Consider the following 18,782-nt stretch of genomic DNA (forward strand, 5'->3'; position numbering starts at 1 on the left):
CCCTTCGGTCCACCCGGTCGACCCCGGGCGTCCGGCCGATGCCGCGCGCCGGGCGCTCAGGGCCGCGAGGGAGCGGCGGGAGGCCGTTCCGGAGGAGTCGGCGCCGGACCGGGGCGAGCGCCCCGAGACCCGCCCAGGTGATGCGGCCCGGGCCGCGCTGCGCCGTGCCGTCGCGGGGAGCGGCACGTCAGACACGGCAGCCGACCGGACCGACACGGGCAGGGAACCTGGCTCACCGGCGCCCGATCCGGGGGTGCCGTCGCGCGCCCCCGCATCCGATTCGGATGTACCGCCGCGTAGTCCTGCATCCGACCCGGCGGTGCCGTCGCGCGCCTCCGCTTCCGACCCGGAGGTGCCGTCGCGTAGTCCTGCATCCGATCCGGCGGTGCCGTCGCGCGCCTCCGCTTCCGACCCGGCCGTACCGCCACGCACGCCCGCTTCCGGGCCGATCGCATCGCCGCCCGCGCCTGCTTCCGGGCCGCGGGGGGCGCGTCCGGCCGATGCCGCCCGGGAGGCGCTGCGGGCCGCGCTGGGGGAGAGGAGGCAGGCCCGGGCGGTCGACGAGGGCGACGGCGAGGGCCGCGAGCGCGGCGGCAGGCAAGGGCGACCGGTTTCGTCCGGCCCGCGGGGCCGGAAGGGTTCCGGCGGCGGTGTCGCCGGTCACCGTGCCCGTGCGGTGAGGGAGTTGCTCGCCGATGCCTTCGAGATGCCACCCATGGACGAGCCGGACACGGAGGTCTCGCAGACGTCCGGAGCGACGGCCCGGCACCGCGGCGACGACGCTCACCGCACCCCTGATCCGGCCCCCGTGTCGCCCTCTCGGCCCTCCGAGTCCTCCCGGCCGTCTGAGCTCTCTCGGCGTTCCGAGCCTTCTCAGCCTTCCGGGTCTTCTCAGCCTTCCGAACCCTCCGGACCATGGGCGCCACGAACGCCCGCCGCCCCCCTCCGGCCGCCCACCACCTCACCGCAGAGCCGGTCCTCCACCACCCCCTCGGCCTACCCGGACGGCGACACCCCGCCCCCGCCCGACGTTCCCACCACCCCCCAGGTGCCCCGCTCCATGGCCGCCCCCGGCCGTGACGGTGAACTCCGGCGCACGTTCCCGGCGTTCGCCCCTCGCCCGCCGGACGACGCCGCCTTCGCCGAGACCTGGTGGGGCAACGCGTGGGTGGCCGCGCTGGAGGAGGGTGCCCTCGACACCAAGAGGCTGGCACGCGGACGCGGTTACGCACAGCAGGGGCATGTCGATGCCATCACCGTGACGCCGGGGCTCGTGCTCGCCTATGTGCGGGGCAGTCGGCCCCGGCCGTACCGGGTCCAGGTGCGCTTGCGGACGCTGGGCGACGACGACTGGGCGCGGTTCCTGGACACCGCGGCGGACCGGCCGGGGCACATCGCCGCGCTGCTCGACAAGGAGATGCCCCAGTCCCTCGCCGACTGCGGCGTCCCCCTGCTGCCCGGCCCCGGCGATCTCGATCCCCACTGCAGCTGCCCCGACCACGGCCACCCCTGCAAGCACGCCGCCGCCCTCTGCTACCAGACGGCCCGCCTGCTCGACGCCGACCCCTTCGTCCTGCTCCTGTTGCGCGGCCGCGGTGAACGCGAACTGCTCGACGCGCTGTCTCGCCGCAACGCCACCCGCGCCGCACGCGCCGCGCAGGACAGGGAGCCGGCGCCCCTCCCCGGGGTGCGGGCCACCGACGCCATCGCGTCGGATCGACAACTCCCGTCCCTGCCGCCCCCGTTGCGCGTGCCCCCGCACCCAGAGCAGCCGCCCGTCTATCCGGCGGCTCCCGGTGGCCCGGACCCCTTCGCGCTGGACCAACTGGCGACCGACGCCGCGGCCCGTGCGCACGCCCTGCTCAGTACCGGCCGCGACCCGGTGGCCGACCTGACCCTGTGGCAGGACGCGGTCCGGCTCGCCGCGGCCCGCCCCGGCTCCGGGCTCACCGGCGCCACCCGCGGTCTGTACGCCGCCCTCGCCTCCGCCGCCGACCGCACCCCTGCCGAACTGGCCCGCGCGGTCGCCGCCTGGCGCCAAGGGGGACTTGAGGGCCTCACCGTCCTCGAAGAACCCTGGGACCCGCCGGCCGGCCGGTTCGACCGGGCACGCCCCCTGCTCCTCGCCGCCGACCTGCCCGCCTTCCGGCCCTGGCGCAACCGCCTCACCCACCCCCACGGCCACGTCCAGCTCCGCTTGGGCCGCAACGGCCTCTGGTATCCGTACGAGTCGGAACCGGGCCGCGACGACTGGTGGCCGAGGGGCACTCCCGACCTCGACCCGGTCGGTGCCCTGACCGGCCTGGGCGTCTCGCCGGACGGCTGACACCGCCCTGGCCAGGGACCGGCCCCGGGCGGCGGAAACGGCGGCGATGCACGGTGGACGACCGCGATGCACGGTGCACGACCGCGATGGCGATGGCGACCGCGACGGCTATAGCTGCTGCTATGGCTATGGCGCACAGTGCTGCGTGAGGGCGTAGTGGTTCCCCCTCCCGCGGCTGATGATCAGACCAGGGCGGCAGTAACCACCGGACGGACGGCCGTGCGGGAAGGCTTCTCGAGCCGTCCGGATCGTGCCTCGGCGTCGAACGCCCGGCGTGGCTCTGCGGACGCGAGCGTCAGCCGTGTTTGGCGACGGTGAGCAACACTGCGGCGTCCTCGATCGCCTGCAGGCTGTGGCGGGCCGGAGGGATGGCGATCAGGTCGCCGGTCCGGCCGTCCCAGGCGGTGTCACCGCTGGTGAGCCGGACACGTCCGCGTAGCACCAGCAGGGTTGCCTCGCCGGGGTTCTCGTGCTCGGCGAGGACGGTGCCTGCGGTCAGCGCGAGGACGGTCTGGCGCAGGACGTGTTCGTGGCCGCCGTACACGGTGGCGGCACTGCGTCCGGTGGAAGCGGCTGTGGCGCGTTCCAGGTGCTGGAGGGCCATGGCGTCGAGTGAGAGCTTCTGCATGGTTCGAGTCTCCGTGGATGTGACCGGTGGCGGCGGATGCGCCGTGCCGGCGACTGACCGTGGCCTCGGCGATATCGGCGTTCCGTCGGGACCTCAGTCGTGCGGGACGACGGCCACCGGGGCGGCTGAGTGGTGCTGTACGGCGTGGGTCACCGGGCCGATGCGCATGCCGAGGGCGGGCCGGTGCACCTTTCGGCCGACGACCACCAGCCCCGCACCACCGGTGGCCTGCAGCACGACCGCGGACGCGGAGGCGAGGCCGAGCGTCTGGACCACCGGTACCTGCGGGTACTTCTCCCGCCACGGCTTCAGCAGCTCGTCCAGATCCCTCGTCACGCGAGCCTCCAGGCCGCCGTCCTCGTCGCTGATGTGCACAGCTGCCGGGTTGTACCCGTAGACGGGCGGCATCTGCCAGGCGTGCACGGCGTGCAAGGTGGCCCCGCGGGCGGCTGATGGGGCCGTTCGGCCCCCTGCCAGGGGGCCTGCGGCCTCTCCCACACACCATCCCCGGCTGCGAGGCTGCAGCCGGATACTCCATGCGCTCGACCTGCCCCAGGAGGTACGTCCCATGTCCCGCACCGTCACCGTAGGGCTCGACGGCTCGTCCGAGAGTCGGGCCGCCGCCGAGTGGGCGGCCCGTGAGGCCCGGCTGCGCGGGGTGCCGTTGAGGCTGGTGAACGTCTGGGAACCGGTGCCGGCGCCGATGGCTCTTGCAGCCCTGCTGGGCCCCGAAGCGCAGCAGAAGTGGCCGGAACGGATCTTGCGTGAGGAGGCTGAAGGGCTGCGGCTGCGCCACCCCGGCGTGGAGGTCGTCGGGGAACAGCTCACCGGGCGACCGGGCGAGGTGCTCTCCGACGCGGCCGAGGAGGCTGAGCTCCTGGTGTTGGGGTCCCGGGGGCTGAGTGGCGTCGGCGGATTCCTGGTCGGCTCGGTCGGCCAGGCCGTCGTCGCGCGCACCGAGCGACCCGTGGTCCTCGTACGGGCCGGGGAAGCGGCCGCTGACGAGCGCGTCATGGACCCAGCGGGCATTCCGTCCGCCGCGACCGGGTACCGGCCCGTCGTCCTCGGGCTCGACATCGGGCTTCCCCACGAGGCGGTGACCGAGTTCGCGATCGACGCGGCCATGCGCCGCGCCACCACGCTGCAGGTCGTCCACGGCTTCAGCCTGCCGCCCTATTTCGCCTACGGGCTGCCCGACGACCCGGAGCTGAACGCCCTGATCGCCGCGGAACGGGCGTCCGCGCTGACCGAGGTCCTGCGTCCCTGGCGACAGAAGTTCCCGTCCCTGGAGATCGTCGAGACCTCCCGGGCCGGCAAGGCCGCCGACCAACTGGTGGCCGCCTCCCACGACGCCTCCCTGGTTGTGGTCGGGCGCCGGATCCGCCGCGCTCCGTTCGGCGCCCACATCGGCCCCGTCACGCACGCCGTACTGCACCACGCTGCTGCCCCCGTCGCCGTCGTCCCGCACGACTGAGCCGCCCGGCAGAAGAGTAAAGGGAAGGGACGGCAAGGGAGATGAGGAGCATGGAGTTGCCCCTGGTCGTGGGCGTGGACGGCTCCGAGCCGAGCATGCGGGCGGTGGACTGGGCGGCCGACGAGGCCGCCCTGCACGGGGTGCCGCTGCGGCTGGTGTACGCCTCCCTGTGGGAACGGTACGAAGGCGCCGCCCTCGCCCAGGGGCTGGGCAGATCCTCGGAACAGGTACTGGCCGACAACATCGTCGAGGCCGCCGCGCGCCGCGCCCACCGACGGGCCCCGGGTCTGAAGATCACCACAGCGGTACTGCCCGAGGACGCCGTCAGCGCGCTGCTCGACGAGGGCCACCACGCCTGCGCACTCGTCATCGGATCGCGGGGCCGCAGCGGTATCGCCGAGCGGCTGCTCGGCTCGGTCAGCCTGGCCGTCGCCGCCCGTGCCCGCTGCCCGGTGATCGTGCTGCGAGGCGGCCACGACAACCGACGCACTCCGCGGACCTACCAGCGCATCGTGCTCGGTGTCGGCGAGGAACCGGGAAACACGGCAGCCGTGCGCTTCGCCTTCGCGGAGGCGGCAGCCCGCTACGCCACCCTGCAGGCCGTACGGGCCTGGCGCCGCCCCACACACCCAAGCACCGCCCATGCCCTGCCTGCGGGAGAGCCCGCCCCTCATCCTGAGCAGCAGGCCGCCAGGACTTTGGAAGCGGCCCTGTCCGACACGGCGGCCGCCCACCCGTCCGTGCCGGTGCGCCGGCGCACCGTCGAAGGATTTGCCCACCAGGTGCTGCTGGATGCCTCGGCCACCGCCGATCTGCTCGTCGTCGGCGCCGAGCGGCGCCGCGGACACACCGGGCTCCAGCTCGGCAGGGTCGCCCACGCGGCCCTGCATTACTCCTCCTGCCCGGTGGCGGTCGTACCCCGGTGGACCTGACCGGTGCAGCGGCTCGCCGCGTGGCCGGGACGTAGGCCGGCGCGCCCTCGCCGTGCTGTTGGTCGCGGCGATGGCCGTGACGTGCGTCGTGGCCGCGGTGGCCGACGAACTGCTCGTGCGGTTGCTGCGCCGCCTGTATACGTGTCGGCAGGCGGCCATCCGCCGTCGTCGTCCCCCGGCCGGCTCCCCGACTGGGTCGCCCGCCCAGGCATCGGTGGGCGGGCACTCCGGGTAGCCGCCGATGCAGTTGCCTGCGACCGGGTGGCGGGAGGGGGCGCGGTCGGGGCGGGGAGGGCCGTGGCCGTCCCGTAGGCACGCCGCCGAAGCGGCGTCAGGGTCACCGCTGCGGAAGCGAGTAGTGGTCGATCCTGCGTGCGGGGTGCTTCTCGGATGGGCGGGTGTCGTCGAAGCGGAAGGTGAGGCTGTTCATCACGCCCACGACGCCGTCCACCTTCCAGGTCAGCCGGAGCACCAGCGGGATGTCGCTGCGCTGTTCCAGGCGGCCTTCCAGCGTGGCCACGCCGTCGTGCACGGAGACGGTGACCGTGTGCGGCGGCAGGGACATGGTGCGGGTCAGGACCTCGTCAATGATCTGCCGGCACACCTCCTCGTCGGTCCGCAGGAAGACCCGCAGCAGGTCACGGCGGGTGGCGATGCCGATGAGGCGGTCCTCCTCGTCGACCACGGGCAGCCGTTCGACGTGATGACGCTCCATCACCCGGGCCGCGTCCGCGACACCTTGTTCCGGGTGCACTGTGATCGCGGGCGTCGACATCAGCTGCCCGGCGGTGGTGGCACGCGCCTTGGCGGTCGTGCGCCGCGTCCTGCGGCGCAGTGCCGGGAGCCGGAAGCCGCGTCCCCGGCCCCGTTCGGCTTGCGCCGCCTGCCGGAGGATCAGGTCGGTCTCGGATATCACGCCCACGACTTTGTCGTCGGCGTCCACCACCGGCAGGCCGCTGATCCGATGCCGGCCGAGCAGGCGTGCCACCTCCTTGAACGACGTCTCCTGGCGGGCGCCGACGACCTCCCTGGTCATGACCTCGCCGACCGTGCAGGTCTTCATGACGGTCCTCCCTCCTTCACCACGTCATGCGGAGCGTGACGTGGTCCGCGGCGCGTACGGCGCGTACGGGCCTCCCGGACACCGCGGGGTGTCGTGGCCCCGCCAGGTGCACCGGGGCCATGGACTCGCGGGTTCGAGCGGCCGGTCCGGCCGTCGCTGTCCCGTCGGACTGTCCCGGGTAACCGGCCCTCCGATGCCACTTCAGCCTCCCGTGCCACGACTTGAGGGGGCAGGGCCGGTCGTCCCGGACCGCCCGGGCCGAACCGTCCCCTTCTCGGCCGGCCGCGGAAGGACCGGCGGGTCACGCCGTTTCGCGGAATCGACGAGCATGAGGCCGGCCCCCACCGTGGCGCGCGAGGGGCGGTGACGGAGGCCGCCATGTTCGGCATCGTGAAAGAACCTCCCCGCAACCACGGCGGGAAGCACGGGGGCCGCGAAGCCCCGAGGAAAGGGACCTCCGGTCCCTGCGCACGGCTCGGGGTCCGTAGCAGGCTTCGGAGTGGACACACGGACGCCGAGGAGGCACAGGTCATGGATCGACACGTTGCCGTAGGGATCGACGGCTCTCCCGAGAGCTTCGCCGCCGCGCACTGGGCGGCCCGGGAGGCCCTGCGCCGCGGCGCGGAGCTGCAGCTGGTGCACGCCTGGCAGGTGCACGCGCGTCCTGCGGCCTATGTGCCCATGGGCATGACCGAGCACGGCTGGGCCGAGCAGCTCCTGGCGGAGGCGTCGAACAGTGTCCGTGCCGCGCACCCCGCGCTGAGCATCGTCGACCGGCAGGTGAAGGAGTCACCGGTGGCCGCCCTGCTCGAAGCGGCCGAACGCGCCGACCTCCTGGTGCTCGGCTCCCGCGGTCTCAGCGGTGTCACGGGCTTCCTGCTCGGCTCGGTCTCCCAGCGGGTCCTCGCCAGGTCCACGCGCCCCGTCGTCCTGGCCCGGGCAGGTGAGAGCGCCGCCGCCGAACACCTCCCGGCCCCCGACGGTGTCTCCCCGGAGGAGATCCCCGAGCTCCCGTACCGCGACATCGTCCTCGGCCTCGACACCGGACAACCCTGCGACGACCTCATCGAGTTCGCCTTCACCGCGGCCCGGCGCCGCAGCGCCGCGCTGCGCGTGGTCCACACCTTCACCGTCCCGCCGGGATACGCCACCGCCGACCGGGTGGTCCCGCCGCCCGGCCCGGAGCTTCTCGCGGAGCACGAGCACGCCGTGGTCGCGGCGCTGCGCCCGTGGTGCGAGAAGTTCCCCGAGGTCGCCGTCACCGAGACGGTCGCCGAGGGCCGGGCGGCCACCGAACTGGTCCGTGCCGCCGCCGGGGCGGCCCTGGTGGTGGTGGGGCGCCGGATACGGGACAGCCGTCTCGGTATCCACACCGGTCCGGTCACTCACGCGGTGCTGCACCACGTCGGCTGTCCCGTCGCCGTTGTGCCCCACGTCTGAAGCCGGGCAGCCACAGGTCGGGTCCGCAGACCGTCGGCTCTGTCTGTGGCAGCCGTCCCGGGTGAGCGCCGACGGCGACGCGATCGCCAGGCGCTGCGCAAGCCGCACGCCGAGGGAGATGGACCTCGGGCGGTCTACTGATCGCTGCGCCACTGCCGGTACGCGGCCACCGCCGTCGGCAGAGTGGGGAAGATCCGTTCGCGGCCGACGGACTCCGCCAGGCCGTACGCCGTCAGGTCGTCCAGCAGGTCCTGCTTGACGCGGGCGAGGGCGAAGACGATGCCGCGGTGGGCAAGTTCGCGGCGGAGTTCGTCGACCGAGTCCAGGGCCGTGATGTCGACCTCCACATTCGCCTCGGTGTTGAGGACGAACCAGCGGACCGGTTCGGTCTGTTCGTCCACGGCGGCCAGGGCACGGCGGCGGAAGTCCTCGGCGTTGGCGAAGAACAGCGGGGAGTCGTAGCGGTAGACGAGCAGGCCGGGGATGGTGCGGGCCTGCGGGTAGTCGTCGATGTCGTGCATGCCGGCCACGCCGGGCACCAGGCCCTCGACGGCGTCGTGCGGGCGGGCCACCCGGGTGAGCAGTTCGGCGACCGACAGGCCGACGGCGACCAGCACGCCGTACAGGATGTCCAGGGTGAGAACCCCGGCCAGGCAGCCGAGCGCCAGCAGGAGTTCCCGGCGGCGAAAGGATGCCAGCCGCCGGAAGCCTGTCAGGTCGATCATGCGGACGGCCGCGTAGACCACGAGCGCCCCGAGGACCGCCGTGGGCGTGCGAGAGAGCAGCGGGCTCAGGAAGAGCAGGACCGCGAGGACGGCCGAGCCGGCCACCAATGCGTACGCCTGGCTGTGCCCGCCCGCCGATGAGGCGAGCGCGGTTCGGCTGGCGCTGCTGCTGACCGGGAATCCGTGCAGTGTGCCCGCGCCGAGGTTGGCCGCGCCCAGAGCGAGGAACTCCTGGTTGGCGTCGAGCCCGGGACCCTTGTCATCGCGCGTGGTGAAGGCCCGTGCGGTGAGGATGAAGTCGGTGTAGCCGACCAGGAGGAGGCCCAAGGCGGGGAGGATCAGGTGTGGCAGTTCGGTCAGGTCAGGCAGGGCCACGGCGGGCAGGCCCGACGGGACGTCGCCGATCACCTTGATGCCGTACTGGTCGTCGACGTCGAACAGGGATACGGCCGCCGTGGCGAAGACCACGACGAGGAGGGGGCCGGGAACGGCGCGGCAGAAGCGGGCCACCGTGAAGAGGACGCCGAGCGCCACCATGGCGAGCAGGGCCGTGGCCATGTGGACGTGTGACAGGTGCCGTACGAAGGACCACAGTTGGGCGAAGAAGGCCGAGCCCGTCGTCGGGACACCGGTGAGTTTGGGAAGCTGGTCCACGATCATGATCAGCGCCACGCCCGCCATGTACCCGATGAGCACCGGCCGGGACAGCAGGTCCGCGACGAAGCCGAGCCGCGCCGCCCATGCCAGCACGCACAGCAGGCCGACCGCGATCGCGAGTGTCGCCGCCAGTGTCGCGTACCGGGCCGGATCTCCGGCGGCGAGCGGCCCCACCACCGTCGCCGTCATCAGCGCGGTCGTCGACTCCGGGCCGACCGACAGCAGGCGGGAGGAGCCGAGGAGGGCGTACAGGGCGAGCGCGGGCAGGATCGCCCACAGCCCGGCGACCGGCGGCAGGCCGGCCACGCCCGCGTACGCCATCACCTGGGGCACGAGATACGCGGCCACCGTCACTCCGGCCAGGACGTCGCCTCTCAGCCACGAGCGCCGATAGCCGAGCAGCGTGCCGAGTCCGGGCACCAGACGGCGCCATCGTGGAGCACGGTCGACCGAGCTCTGGGACATGATCCTCCTTGCGCCGGAAGATCTCAGGATCCTCCGGGCTTCTGGTCGGCCGCCAGGTGCCGAACGGCCCGCGAGGCATCCTCTGCCGGCACAGCGCTGCTGGTCGACATGCTGGGCAGCGGTAGCCGACACCTCTCGGGGGAACAGACGGCACACGGGTGCTCTGCCCGAGGCCGGGTGCGCCTGCTCGCCGCTCGCTTGGCTCCGCTCGCACACATCGCTGTGTCGTCGGCCCGCGTCGCCGGACGCGGCGTCGGTGGGGACCCGTCGGCCCATGGGGCCTATCGGCCCGCGAAAGGGGACCTGCGGTCTCTGCACCGTGCCGTTCCCCCGCCACCACCCTGGGACCGGAACCCCGATCAGGAGGTGGACAACATGTCCCGCACCGTCACCGTGGGCCTCGACGGCTCGCTCGAGAGTCGCACCGCTGCCGAGTGGGCGGCCCGAGAGGCGAAGCTGCGCGGCCTGCCGTTGAAGCTCGTTCACGTCTGGGAGCCCGTCCCGGAGCCCATCGCGCAAGCTCCGCTCCTCGGCGCCGAGACGCAGCAGCACTGGAGCGAGCGGATTCCGCGTGAGGCGGCTGAGGGACTTCGCCTGCGTCACCCGGGTGTGGACGTGACCATGGAGCAGATCCCCGGCAGCCCGACGGAGGCCTTGGCCCAGGCGGCGAAGGACGCCGAGCTGCTGGTCCTCGGCTCCCGCGGGCTGAGCGGGATCGGGGGATTCCTCGTCGGGTCCGTGGGCGCGGCCGTGATCGCTCGCACCGAGACCCCCGTCGTCCTCGTGCGATCCGGCAAGCAGGCCGCCGACGAGCACGAGAAGGAACCCGCGGACGTCACCTCCGCCGCCACCGCGTACCGGCCCGTGGTGCTCGGCCTCGACACCGACCACCCCGATGACACGGTGATCGCTTTCGCGTTCGAGGAAGCCGCCCGCCGCGGCACCGTGCTGAAGGCCGTGCACAGCTGGATCCTGCCGCCCTACTACGTCTCCAGCCTGCCTGCCGCCCCCGAGGTGGGCGCGGAGCTGGCCCGGCAGGAAGCCGCCGCCCTGGCCAAGGTCCTGAGCCCCTGGCGGCAGAAGTACCCGGACGTCGAGGTCGTCGAGAGCTCCCGTCTCGGCAGCCCCGCCGAGCACGTCATCGACGCCTCCCGCGAGGCATCGCTGGTCGTCGTCGGCCGCCGGATCCGCCGCAGCCGGATCGGCGCCCACATCGGACCCGTCACGCACGCCGTACTGCACCATGCCACCGCCCCTGTCGCCGTCGTCGCGCACGACTGAACGCACCAGCTGAGGGGAGTGGAGATCATGAACGCACCGGCCGAACAAGCCCTTTACGGGCCCCTGGTCGTGGGCGTGGACGGCTCCGAGCCGAGCCTGCGCGCCGTCGACTGGGCGTCCGACGAGGCCGCGCTGCGCGCGGTGCCGCTGCGGGTGGTGTACGCCTGCCTGTGGGAGCGCTACGAGGGTGCCGCCCTCGCCCACGACATCGGTGAGCCGACCGCGCCGCCCCTGGCCCAGGACGTCGTGGGCGCCGCCGCTCAGCGGGCACGCGACCGGCACCTCGACCTGCGGGTGAGCGCCGACGTGGTGTTCGAGGAGCCGGAGTACGCCCTGGTCCGCGAGGCACGGAACGCCTCCGCGCTGGTCGTGGGCACCCGCGGCCGCAGCGGCATCGCCGAGATGCTGCTCGGCTCCGTCAGTCTGGCCGTCGCCGCCCATGCCGACTGCCCGGTGATCGTGCTGCGCGGCAGCCACGACAACCAGGCGACGCCGCCCGTCCACGGCCGCGTCGTCGTGGGCGTCGGCGAGGACGCGAAGGAGTCGGCGGCGGTGCGCTTCGCCGTCGCGGAGGCCCGGCGACGCGGCGTGCTTCTGGAGGCCGTTCGGGCCTGGCGGCGCCCCGCGCATGAGACCACCGACCATCCTCTGCTCGTCGGTGACCCCGCCCGCCTGCACGAGGAAACGGCCGCGGAGGAGCTGGAAGCGGCACTGCAGGACGTCCCGCAGGACGTCGAGGTGCACCGGCGCACCGTCGAGGGCCACGCCCGCCGGGTGCTGGCGGACGCCTCGCACCGTGCCGACCTCCTGGTCGTCGGCGCCACGCGCCGCGGGGGGCACTTCGGGCTCCAGCTCGGCCGCGTCGCCCACGCCGTGCTGCACCACTCGGCCTGCCCGGTCGCCGTCGTACCGCACCAGGCGCACGACGCCTGACGGGCGCCTCAGAGGCTCGCCGCGTGATCGGGGACACAGGTCTGCAGATCACGCGGCGGGCGCTCGCAGCCGGTCGACGGCGGCCGTTCCGGCAGCTCAAGCACCGGCGGCGGCGCCTCGTGACACGGCACGGAATCGACCGACTGGGCGATCATCCACAGCCGGGCCCGGCGTTCGTCGTCGCTCTCGACCACGTGCCACGGTGACTCGGCGATGTCGGTGTGCACCATCATCTCGTCCTCAGCCCGGGAGTACGTCTGCCCGCAGCAGGACCCCTGCCTCCACCAGCATCCGCTCGAAGACCGGGCACTGGCGCAGGAAGAGCTGGTACTCCTCCTCGGAGAGCGACGGCCGCACCGACCTCGCGCTGCTGCACCTGGAGTCCTTCGGCAGCCCGCGCGCCCTCTCCCGCACCGCCCGCCGCGTCACCTGCCGCATGCCGGTCCTGACCGTCGACGCACGGCCGCACCGACGCGGGCCGCCGCGCCGCCGCCTTCCACACCGCGGCCGCCGCCACCCGCTCGTCTCCCCGGCGGCAGCAGGTCAGCCGGATTCGACCCGGCGGCAGAAGGTCAGCCGGATTCGACCCGGCGGCAGAAGGTCAGCCGGATTCGACCCGGCGGCAGCAGGTCAGCCGGATTCGATGTGGCTCGTACGCGTCACGAGGTCGAGGCCTCCTCGCTGTGACTCGACGGAGCAGGGGCCGGCTCCCAGGAGCGGCCGTGCGCGGACACGTCGAACTCCACGTCCACGACGCCTTCAACGGCCCGGATCAGACGCGCGGCCACGGGGACCAGGGACGTGTCCCGGATGCGGCCGCTGAGCGTCACGATGCCGTCCCGCACGGCCACACGTGCGGCGGACGTCGGCGCGGGGAAGAGGTACGAGACCACCTCCCGGCGGACCTCCTCCGCGATGCCCTCGTCATCGCGCAGGAACACCTTCAGCAGGTCGGCGCGGCTGACGATGCCCTGCAGCATGCCCAGCCCGTCGACTACGGGGAGCCGTTTCACCTTCGCGCGCGCCAGGGTCCGCGCGGCCTGCGCGAGCGTCGCGTCCGCGTGGACGGTGAGGGCCGGGGAGGTCATCAGCTCGCCGGCGGTCACCGCGCCGGCTTTGGCGAGGTCGGACAGGCGCTTCAGCTGGGTGTGCCGGTCGGGGTCGTCGTCGCGGAACTCCTCCTTGTGCAGCAGGTCCGCCTCGGACACGACGCCGACGACGCGGCCCTCGCCCTCCAGGACGGGCAGGGCGCTGACCTTCCAGTCGTGCATCATCCGCACGATCTCCTTGAAGGTGGCGCCGCGGCCGATGGCGGCGACGGTGTGCGTCATCACGTCGCTGACGATGTGCGGGCTGCCGTGCATCATGCCTCCTGGGGCGTTCTCGCTTCGTCTCGTCGGTGTGTTCACAGAAGGCTGCCGCTGCCGTAGGGGGCGTACAGGTCCAGCAGCCGGATGCGGGTCGAGCGCAGGCGGTGGGCGAGAACGCCGCCCACCCACTGGGTGACGCTCGCGCCGAGCGCGGGGTCGTCCTGGCACATCGAGCGGATCGCGGTGGCGTCGAACTCGTAGGCGCGTACCGGGCTGGTCGCCTCGGCGCCGAGGTGCCAGGTGCGCGGGGCGAACAGCCAGGAGCAACCGATGAGTTCGTCGTGCCGGAGGGTCTCGATGACGGCGTCCCGGCGGCCGGGCACGCGCATGTCGAGGGTGACGCTGCCAGTACGGATGATCCAGAACCGGTCGGCGCGGCCGCCCTCCTCGAAGAGGCGGGTGCCCTGGGGGAACGACACCTCCCGGGCAAAGCGCATCAGCCGCTGCCGGTGCTCGGCGGGCAGCGCCTGCAGCATGCCGGCCGTGGCAGGAGCGTTCATGGCGTGCCTCCAGTCAGGGCGTACGGATCTGCCGCTCTCAGCGTGGGCCCGTGACCTGTGCCGGGCGATGGGCCACCCGGCCCCGTGGCCGGGCCGACCGGCACCGCCTGCGGGTCCTTCGGCACCCTGCGCCGGAACGGTTCCGGATGTTCGATGAAGACGACGGGCGACCCGGCGGAAGGGGGGTGTGCGCAGTGGCTACGTCACCGACCTCCGAGTTCTGGAAGCTGTTCGCGGTTCTTCAGGCGGTCTCCCTGGCGGTCACTTTCGTGCTCGGTGGTACTCGACGCACTGGCACTGCGGACGCATCGGCGCCGTGCCGACGATCGACCGGCCGTCGTGGAGGCGGCCCAGGCGCCCCGCCGACCTGATCGGATCCCGGTACCTCAGTGAGCGGCGAGCCGGGAAGCCGTCGCCCCTCGACCGGGCGGAGAACCGGCTGCACGCCAACAGCGCCGCATTCGTGGCCATCCTGGAGGACCAAAGCCATGCGCATCGTCATCGCCCTCGGCGGCAACGCACTGTTGCACCGGGGCGAACGCCCCGACGCGGACGTTCAAGAGGCGAACATCGACCGGGTGACCACGGCGATCGCGGCCCTCGCCCTGGAACACCAGATCGTCGTCACCCACGGCAACGGGCCACAGATCGGTCTGCTCGCCGAGGAGAGCGCCGCCGATCCGGCGCTGAGGGCTCCCTGTCCGCTGGACCTGCTCGGCGCCCAGACACAGGGGATGATCGGCTCGCTGCTGGTCCGCGCCCTGCACGACGCCCTGCCGGGGCACCGGATCGCCGCGCTGGTCACGCACACCCTGGTACGGGCCGACGATCCCGCCTTCGGCCGGCCCACGAAGTTCGTCGGCCAGGTGTACTCCCACAAGATCGCCGAGTCCCTCGCCCGCAGGCACGGCTGGCACATCGCCAAGGACGGCAGGGGCTGGCGACGCGTGGTCCCCTCACCGTCGCCCGAACGGATCCTGGAGATCGAGACCATCCACGAACTACTGGGCAGCCGCGCGCTGGTCCTGTGCGCCGGCGGGGGAGGCGTCCCCGTCATCGCCGACAACGACACCGGTGCGCTGACCGGCGTCGAGGCGGTCGTCGACAAGGACCTCACGGCTGCTCTGCTCGCCGAGGACCTCAAGGCCGACTTCCTGCTCATCCTCACCGACGTCCCGTGCGTCTACGCCGGTTACGGCACCCTCGACGCGCAGCCCGTCCTCGACGCGACCCCCGACGACCTGCGCCGCGGAGGCTACCCCGACGGCTCCATGGGCCCCAAGGCGGAGGCAGCCGCCCGGTTCGTCGAACGTACCGGAGGGCTGGCGGCCATCGGCGCCCTCGACGCGGCGTACGAGATCGTTCACGGGAGGTCGGGGACGCTTGTGCGTCCTGACTTCATCGTCGGCTGATATGCCGCCGACGAGTCTCGGCATGGGCCGACCAGGCAGCACGCGCGGGCGGCCTCGGCCCGTGGTCCGCCACCTCCGCCTGGTTGCGGCCACGCGTCGGCAGGGACCAACTCGCCGCCAGTGGTGGGCCGTTGCGCCCATGCCCGGACGGGGACCGGAGGCGGGAACCGCGAGGGTGCTCCCGCATGCCGCGCACTCGGTGAGGTATGGCCCGTCCGGGCCCGGCGGCAGGACCATCGGCCCCTCACAGGACCGTGGCCGGGCACCCACGCTCGTAGGGCAGCACCCCCTGTCCTACGCCGACGCGTGAGGAGGACATCATGCACAGCACAACCCTGGACGACGTGATTCCGGAGACCTGCGTGCCGGCTGCGGTCGCCGCACCCTCGATCCACAACACCCAGCCCTGGCGCTTTTGCCCGGATGCCGAGCCGGCCACGCTCCAGGTGCGTGCCGCCCCCGAACGCGGCCTGCGGTACACGGACCCGACCGGTCGCGCCCTGCACCTCTCGGTGGGGGCGTGCCTGTTGAACCTCCGGGTCGCGATCGCGCACTGCGGATGGTCGCCGGTCAGCCGCCTGTTGCCCGCCCCGGAGGACCCCGGCCTGCTCGCCATGGTGCGCTTGGCCGGGTCCGCTCCCCGCCCCACAGGGCACCGCGCCGACCTGTACGAGGCGATCTGGCGCAGGCGCAGCAGCCGTCTGCCGTTCTCGGGCCGGCCGCTGGCACCGTCTCAGCGCAGCGAACTCGGTGAAGCCGCCCGTGTGGAGGGCGCGCGGCTGTGGTTCCCCGACCCCGTCGAGACGGCGCGACTGCTCCGCCTGACCGCGGAGGCCGAGTGCCGCAACCGCATCGACACAGACCGCGCCGCGGAGAGCAACCGCTGGGTGCACCACGACCTGCAGCCGACTCCCGATGTGGGCCTGCCGCAGGCGGTGCTCGGCCCCCAGGACGCCCGTGAGCAGCTTCCCCTGCGGGACTTCACCGCGCAGCGGCACCCCGAGCGGCTGGTCGCCCGGCCCTTCGAGGCGGCACCCGTCCTTGCTGTGCTGATCACCGAGCACGACCGTCGCGCCGACTGGCTGCGGGCCGGACAGGCACTCCAGCACGTGTGGCTCCTCGCCACCGCTCACGGTCTGCGCGCCTCCCTGCTGCACCAGGCACTGGAGTGGCCGGATCTGCGCCGTTCCCTGAGCCCGACGCCCGGTCGGACCGGGCATGCGCAGATGCTCATCCGCCTCGGATACGGCCCCGGAGGCGCTGCGAGTCCGCGGCGCGCCCCGGGCGCGGTGCTCGACGGGGCGCTGCCGAGCCGGTAGGCCCCGATCCGGTCATCAGCCCGTGGCGACGACCGCGGACGTACCGGCCAGGGCGTCGTTCAGGCTGGAGTGCAGCTCGCAGACACCCGCCAGGCCCACGGCGCGAAGGATCCGCCGGAAGCCGGCGCTGTCGGTGACCAGCCGCAACCGGCCGTACCGTGACTCGGCTCGGGTCCGTGCCCGGCCCAGGATGCCCGGGCCGGTGCAGCGGCGTGACGCAGGTCGTTCTCCGGGGAAGCCGGGACCGATGGCCCCTCGTCTGCGGTCTCACCCGGCTCAGGATGGAAGAGACGCAGTACCGCTGCACCCGGCGAAAGACAGGTTGGCTGATGTATCCCGACGACGGTTTCCGCGAACTCGGGCGGCAGGAGTGTCTGCGGCTGATGGCCAAGGTGCCCGTCGGCCGCATCGTCTTCACGCGCCGGGCCCTGCCCGCCGTGCTGCCGGTCAACTTCAGCCTCGACAACGACGGCGCGGTCCTGCTGCGCACCTCCGCGGCCTCGGATCTGGTCCAGGCGATCGACGGCGCGGTGGTCGCCTTCGAGGCGGACGACGTCGACGAGGCCCGGCACTCCGGCTGGAGCGTTGTCGTCACAGGCACGGCCACGGTCGTGACCGATCACGCCGAGCACGAACGCCTGGCCCGCACCGGCCCGGCCTCCTGGGTGCCCGCGCCGCAGGAGGTCTTCGTCCGTATCGAGCCGGAACTGGTCACCGGGCGTGAGCTCATCGGCGGACGCACCGTGTATGGCGTGGACCTCACCGCTTGAACGTCGCCTTCCCCTCCCCGGGCCGCGGCTGCTCATGCCTTCCAGGAAGCGGCCCGGCGGGGGGTCCGGCTGCGGGTGGTGCACGCCGCGAGGCACCGGCACATCACACCCGAACTGCCCTCGCTGCTGGCCGCGACGAGCCCCGGCCAGGAACGCCAGGCCCGCAACGACCGGGCGGAAGAAGCCGTCCCGCGGTTCGGCGTCGCCCGGCTGAGGGAGGCGTATCCCCAGGTCGCGGTCGACAGCCGCACCGTCCGCACCGGACCGGCCCACGCCCTGCTGGCGGGCACGCGCGAGGCCGGAGTCGTGGTCATCGGCACGCGTCGGCGCGCGGCCGGGTCGGTCCACCGGTCGGCCCGGTCGCGCACGTCCTGTTGCAGCACTCCCACTGCCCTGTCGTGCTCGCGCCGACGACCGGATGACGGACACAGCGGTCCCGGCGGACCGGGGGGAGGGTGGGGAGGTACGGACCCGCATGCACCTTCGGCCGACCCCGATCCGGAAGGGACCCGGTGATGTCCGCCGACACGCGGCGGACGCCGACCCCGCTCTCCGACGACGAGCTGATCCACCGACTGGCCCACCGCCGCACCGGTCACAAGAACCTGCACGTGCGCGGCTGCACGGAGATCGGCACCACCACCACGCCCTTCGACATGGTCGTCCGCAACGGTGCCAACGGGACCCGGACAGGGGGCCGTTCGGCCCGCATGCCGGGCCCTGCAGCCCCTCTGCCGGGCGCTGACGACGCGGGACATTGAAGGCGCAACGAGAGTCGTCCACCTTCTGCGCGTCGCACCCCTCGAAAGGGATGAGCATCATGGCAGTGCACGACCACCCCCATCGGCATCCGGGATTCCGCTTCCCGTCCCTGCGCAGGGCGGGGACGGCTCCCGCCTCCGCCGCCGAGACGACCGCCGCCGCGACGGCGACCCGTGCGTACGTGTTCGCCGGGCTGCGGCTGCTGACCGGCTTCGTCTTCCTGTGGGCGTTCCTCGACAAGACCTTCGGCTTCGGCTACGCCACGCCGTCGGGCAAGGGCTGGATCGACGGCGGCTCGCCCACCAAGGGCTTCCTCAGCGGCGTGGCGGTCGGCCCGATGGAGTCCACCTTCCACGACTGGGCCGGCGCCGCGTGGGCGAACTGGCTGTTCATGCTCGGGCTGCTCGGTATCGGCCTCGCCCTGATCGCCGGCATCGGCTTGCGGCTCGCCGCGGTCGCCGGCACCGCCATGATGGCGCTGATGTGGATCGCGGAATGGCCGCCGGCCAAGCACCTGTCGGACGGGTCGGCGAGCATGTCGACCAACCCGTTCGCCGACTACCACCTCGTCTACGCCGTCGTCCTGATAGCCCTCGCGGCCGCGGGCGCCGGCGCCACCTGGGGTCTGGGCAGGGTCTGGGCGCGGCTGCCGTTCGTCAGCCGCAACCGCTGGCTGCTCTGAGGGCCGCTTGCTCGTCGGACCCGGGGCACACCCGCTCGTCGGC

The 18,782-nt window shown here is 73.1% G+C and carries 17 protein-coding genes and 4 pseudogenes; 13 read left to right on the plus strand and 8 right to left on the minus strand.

Annotated elements, in window-relative coordinates:
* Positions 1–253: 253 nt before the first annotated feature.
* Complete coding sequence (locus tag ACWCPI_RS24425) at positions 254–2,326, plus strand: SWIM zinc finger family protein (protein ID WP_451040266.1); 2,073 nt, start codon at positions 254–256, stop codon at positions 2,324–2,326.
* A 295-nt stretch (positions 2,327–2,621) separates the two neighbouring features.
* On the opposite strand, the gene ACWCPI_RS24430 is transcribed toward ACWCPI_RS24425, so the two are convergent.
* On the minus strand, positions 2,622–2,954 hold the full coding sequence (locus tag ACWCPI_RS24430) for a cupin domain-containing protein (protein WP_451040116.1): 333 nt from the start codon (positions 2,952–2,954) through the stop codon (positions 2,622–2,624).
* A 93-nt stretch (positions 2,955–3,047) separates the two neighbouring features.
* Positions 3,048–3,377 carry a universal stress protein gene (locus ACWCPI_RS24435; RefSeq protein WP_451040117.1) on the minus strand — a complete coding sequence of 110 codons (330 nt, stop codon included), beginning with the start codon at positions 3,375–3,377 and terminating at the stop codon, positions 3,048–3,050.
* Between the two features lie 145 nt (positions 3,378–3,522).
* Here ACWCPI_RS24435 and ACWCPI_RS24440 point away from each other — a divergent pair, with 145 nt between their 5' ends.
* Together ACWCPI_RS24440 and ACWCPI_RS24445 are read left to right on the plus strand one after the other, a co-directional pair.
* A complete protein-coding gene (locus tag ACWCPI_RS24440) occupies positions 3,523–4,428 on the plus strand; it encodes a universal stress protein (RefSeq protein ID WP_451040118.1) in 906 nt (301 codons plus the stop codon).
* A gap of 50 nt (positions 4,429–4,478) precedes the next feature.
* Positions 4,479–5,360, plus strand: a complete 882-nt coding sequence (locus ACWCPI_RS24445; RefSeq protein WP_451040119.1) for a universal stress protein — start codon at positions 4,479–4,481, stop codon at positions 5,358–5,360.
* 337 nt (positions 5,361–5,697) lie between these two features.
* Here ACWCPI_RS24445 and ACWCPI_RS24450 read toward each other — a convergent pair whose 3' ends face one another.
* Complete coding sequence (locus ACWCPI_RS24450) at positions 5,698–6,423, minus strand: CBS domain-containing protein (protein ID WP_451040120.1); 726 nt, start codon at positions 6,421–6,423, stop codon at positions 5,698–5,700.
* Positions 6,424–6,954: 531 nt separating this feature from the next.
* On the opposite strand from ACWCPI_RS24450, the gene ACWCPI_RS24455 reads away from it, so the two are divergent.
* Positions 6,955–7,863 (plus strand): universal stress protein, encoded by a 909-nt coding sequence (locus ACWCPI_RS24455; RefSeq protein ID WP_451040121.1) that lies wholly within the window; start codon positions 6,955–6,957, stop codon positions 7,861–7,863.
* Positions 7,864–7,997: 134 nt separating this feature from the next.
* Here ACWCPI_RS24455 and ACWCPI_RS24460 read toward each other — a convergent pair whose 3' ends face one another.
* Entirely contained in the window at positions 7,998–9,710 is a 1,713-nt protein-coding gene (locus ACWCPI_RS24460; RefSeq protein ID WP_451040122.1) for a SulP family inorganic anion transporter, read from the minus strand.
* A gap of 375 nt (positions 9,711–10,085) precedes the next feature.
* Here ACWCPI_RS24460 and ACWCPI_RS24465 point away from each other — a divergent pair, with 375 nt between their 5' ends.
* A complete protein-coding gene (locus tag ACWCPI_RS24465; RefSeq protein WP_451040123.1) occupies positions 10,086–10,991 on the plus strand; it encodes a universal stress protein in 906 nt (301 codons plus the stop codon).
* A gap of 27 nt (positions 10,992–11,018) precedes the next feature.
* Positions 11,019–11,924, plus strand: coding sequence for a universal stress protein (locus tag ACWCPI_RS24470; RefSeq protein ID WP_451040124.1), 906 nt, complete (start codon positions 11,019–11,021; stop codon positions 11,922–11,924).
* A gap of 8 nt (positions 11,925–11,932) precedes the next feature.
* Here ACWCPI_RS24470 and ACWCPI_RS24475 read toward each other — a convergent pair.
* A pseudogene (locus ACWCPI_RS24475) lies at positions 11,933–12,266 on the minus strand (polyphosphate kinase 2); the annotation flags it as partial.
* On the opposite strand from ACWCPI_RS24475, the pseudogene ACWCPI_RS24480 reads away from it, so the two are divergent.
* Positions 12,265–12,460 (plus strand): annotated as a pseudogene (locus ACWCPI_RS24480) (hypothetical protein); the annotation flags it as partial. The pseudogenes ACWCPI_RS24475 and ACWCPI_RS24480 overlap by 2 nt on opposite strands.
* Positions 12,461–12,583: 123 nt before the next feature.
* Here the strand turns inward: ACWCPI_RS24480 and ACWCPI_RS24485 are convergent.
* Together ACWCPI_RS24485 and ACWCPI_RS24490 are read right to left on the minus strand one after the other, a co-directional pair.
* Positions 12,584–13,288, minus strand: coding sequence for a CBS domain-containing protein (locus ACWCPI_RS24485; RefSeq protein ID WP_451040267.1), 705 nt, complete (start codon positions 13,286–13,288; stop codon positions 12,584–12,586).
* Positions 13,289–13,329: 41 nt separating this feature from the next.
* Positions 13,330–13,794 carry a Crp/Fnr family transcriptional regulator gene (locus tag ACWCPI_RS24490; protein ID WP_451040125.1) on the minus strand — a complete coding sequence of 155 codons (465 nt, stop codon included), beginning with the start codon at positions 13,792–13,794 and terminating at the stop codon, positions 13,330–13,332.
* A 488-nt stretch (positions 13,795–14,282) separates the two neighbouring features.
* On the opposite strand from ACWCPI_RS24490, the gene ACWCPI_RS24495 reads away from it, so the two are divergent.
* The gene (locus tag ACWCPI_RS24495) at positions 14,283–15,206 is read left to right on the plus strand and encodes a carbamate kinase (protein WP_451040126.1); all 924 of its coding nucleotides are present in this window, start codon (positions 14,283–14,285) and stop codon (positions 15,204–15,206) included.
* Positions 15,207–15,526: 320 nt separating this feature from the next.
* Positions 15,527–16,525, plus strand: coding sequence for an Acg family FMN-binding oxidoreductase (locus ACWCPI_RS24500; protein ID WP_451040127.1), 999 nt, complete (start codon positions 15,527–15,529; stop codon positions 16,523–16,525).
* A gap of 15 nt (positions 16,526–16,540) precedes the next feature.
* On the opposite strand, the gene ACWCPI_RS24505 is transcribed toward ACWCPI_RS24500, so the two are convergent.
* Complete coding sequence (locus ACWCPI_RS24505; RefSeq protein WP_451040128.1) at positions 16,541–16,672, minus strand: hypothetical protein; 132 nt, start codon at positions 16,670–16,672, stop codon at positions 16,541–16,543.
* A gap of 182 nt (positions 16,673–16,854) precedes the next feature.
* Here ACWCPI_RS24505 and ACWCPI_RS24510 point away from each other — a divergent pair, with 182 nt between their 5' ends.
* The 4 genes and pseudogenes from ACWCPI_RS24510 (at position 16,855) to ACWCPI_RS24525 (ending at position 18,739) form a co-directional block, all read left to right on the plus strand.
* Positions 16,855–17,295 (plus strand): pyridoxamine 5'-phosphate oxidase family protein, encoded by a 441-nt coding sequence (locus tag ACWCPI_RS24510; protein ID WP_451040268.1) that lies wholly within the window; start codon positions 16,855–16,857, stop codon positions 17,293–17,295.
* A 24-nt stretch (positions 17,296–17,319) separates the two neighbouring features.
* Positions 17,320–17,717: pseudogene (locus ACWCPI_RS24515) on the plus strand (universal stress protein); the annotation flags it as partial.
* A gap of 141 nt (positions 17,718–17,858) precedes the next feature.
* A pseudogene (locus ACWCPI_RS24520) lies at positions 17,859–17,966 on the plus strand (phosphoketolase family protein); the annotation flags it as partial.
* Positions 17,967–18,115: 149 nt separating this feature from the next.
* A complete protein-coding gene (locus tag ACWCPI_RS24525) occupies positions 18,116–18,739 on the plus strand; it encodes a hypothetical protein (protein ID WP_451040129.1) in 624 nt (207 codons plus the stop codon).
* Positions 18,740–18,782 lie beyond the last annotated feature (43 nt).

Source organism: Streptomyces sp. NPDC001920 (assembly GCF_053594495.1).

What these genes read in the sequence shown, in the direction of transcription:
- ACWCPI_RS24430 (WP_451040116.1), bottom strand. Translation starts at nt 2,954, where the DNA reads ATGCAGAAGCTCTCACTCGACGCCATGGCCCTCCAGCACCTGGAACGC.
- ACWCPI_RS24440 (WP_451040118.1), top strand. Translation starts at nt 3,523, where the DNA reads ATGTCCCGCACCGTCACCGTAGGGCTCGACGGCTCGTCCGAGAGTCGG.
- ACWCPI_RS24445 (WP_451040119.1), top strand. Translation starts at nt 4,479, where the DNA reads ATGGAGTTGCCCCTGGTCGTGGGCGTGGACGGCTCCGAGCCGAGCATG.
- ACWCPI_RS24450 (WP_451040120.1), bottom strand. Translation starts at nt 6,423, where the DNA reads ATGAAGACCTGCACGGTCGGCGAGGTCATGACCAGGGAGGTCGTCGGC.
- ACWCPI_RS24455 (WP_451040121.1), top strand. Translation starts at nt 6,955, where the DNA reads ATGGATCGACACGTTGCCGTAGGGATCGACGGCTCTCCCGAGAGCTTC.
- ACWCPI_RS24460 (WP_451040122.1), bottom strand. Translation starts at nt 9,710, where the DNA reads ATGTCCCAGAGCTCGGTCGACCGTGCTCCACGATGGCGCCGTCTGGTG.
- ACWCPI_RS24465 (WP_451040123.1), top strand. Translation starts at nt 10,086, where the DNA reads ATGTCCCGCACCGTCACCGTGGGCCTCGACGGCTCGCTCGAGAGTCGC.
- ACWCPI_RS24470 (WP_451040124.1), top strand. Translation starts at nt 11,019, where the DNA reads ATGAACGCACCGGCCGAACAAGCCCTTTACGGGCCCCTGGTCGTGGGC.
- ACWCPI_RS24485 (WP_451040267.1), bottom strand. Translation starts at nt 13,288, where the DNA reads ATGCACGGCAGCCCGCACATCGTCAGCGACGTGATGACGCACACCGTC.
- ACWCPI_RS24490 (WP_451040125.1), bottom strand. Translation starts at nt 13,794, where the DNA reads ATGAACGCTCCTGCCACGGCCGGCATGCTGCAGGCGCTGCCCGCCGAG.
- ACWCPI_RS24495 (WP_451040126.1), top strand. Translation starts at nt 14,283, where the DNA reads ATGCGCATCGTCATCGCCCTCGGCGGCAACGCACTGTTGCACCGGGGC.
- ACWCPI_RS24500 (WP_451040127.1), top strand. Translation starts at nt 15,527, where the DNA reads ATGCACAGCACAACCCTGGACGACGTGATTCCGGAGACCTGCGTGCCG.
- ACWCPI_RS24510 (WP_451040268.1), top strand. Translation starts at nt 16,855, where the DNA reads ATGTATCCCGACGACGGTTTCCGCGAACTCGGGCGGCAGGAGTGTCTG.
- ACWCPI_RS24525 (WP_451040129.1), top strand. Translation starts at nt 18,116, where the DNA reads ATGGCAGTGCACGACCACCCCCATCGGCATCCGGGATTCCGCTTCCCG.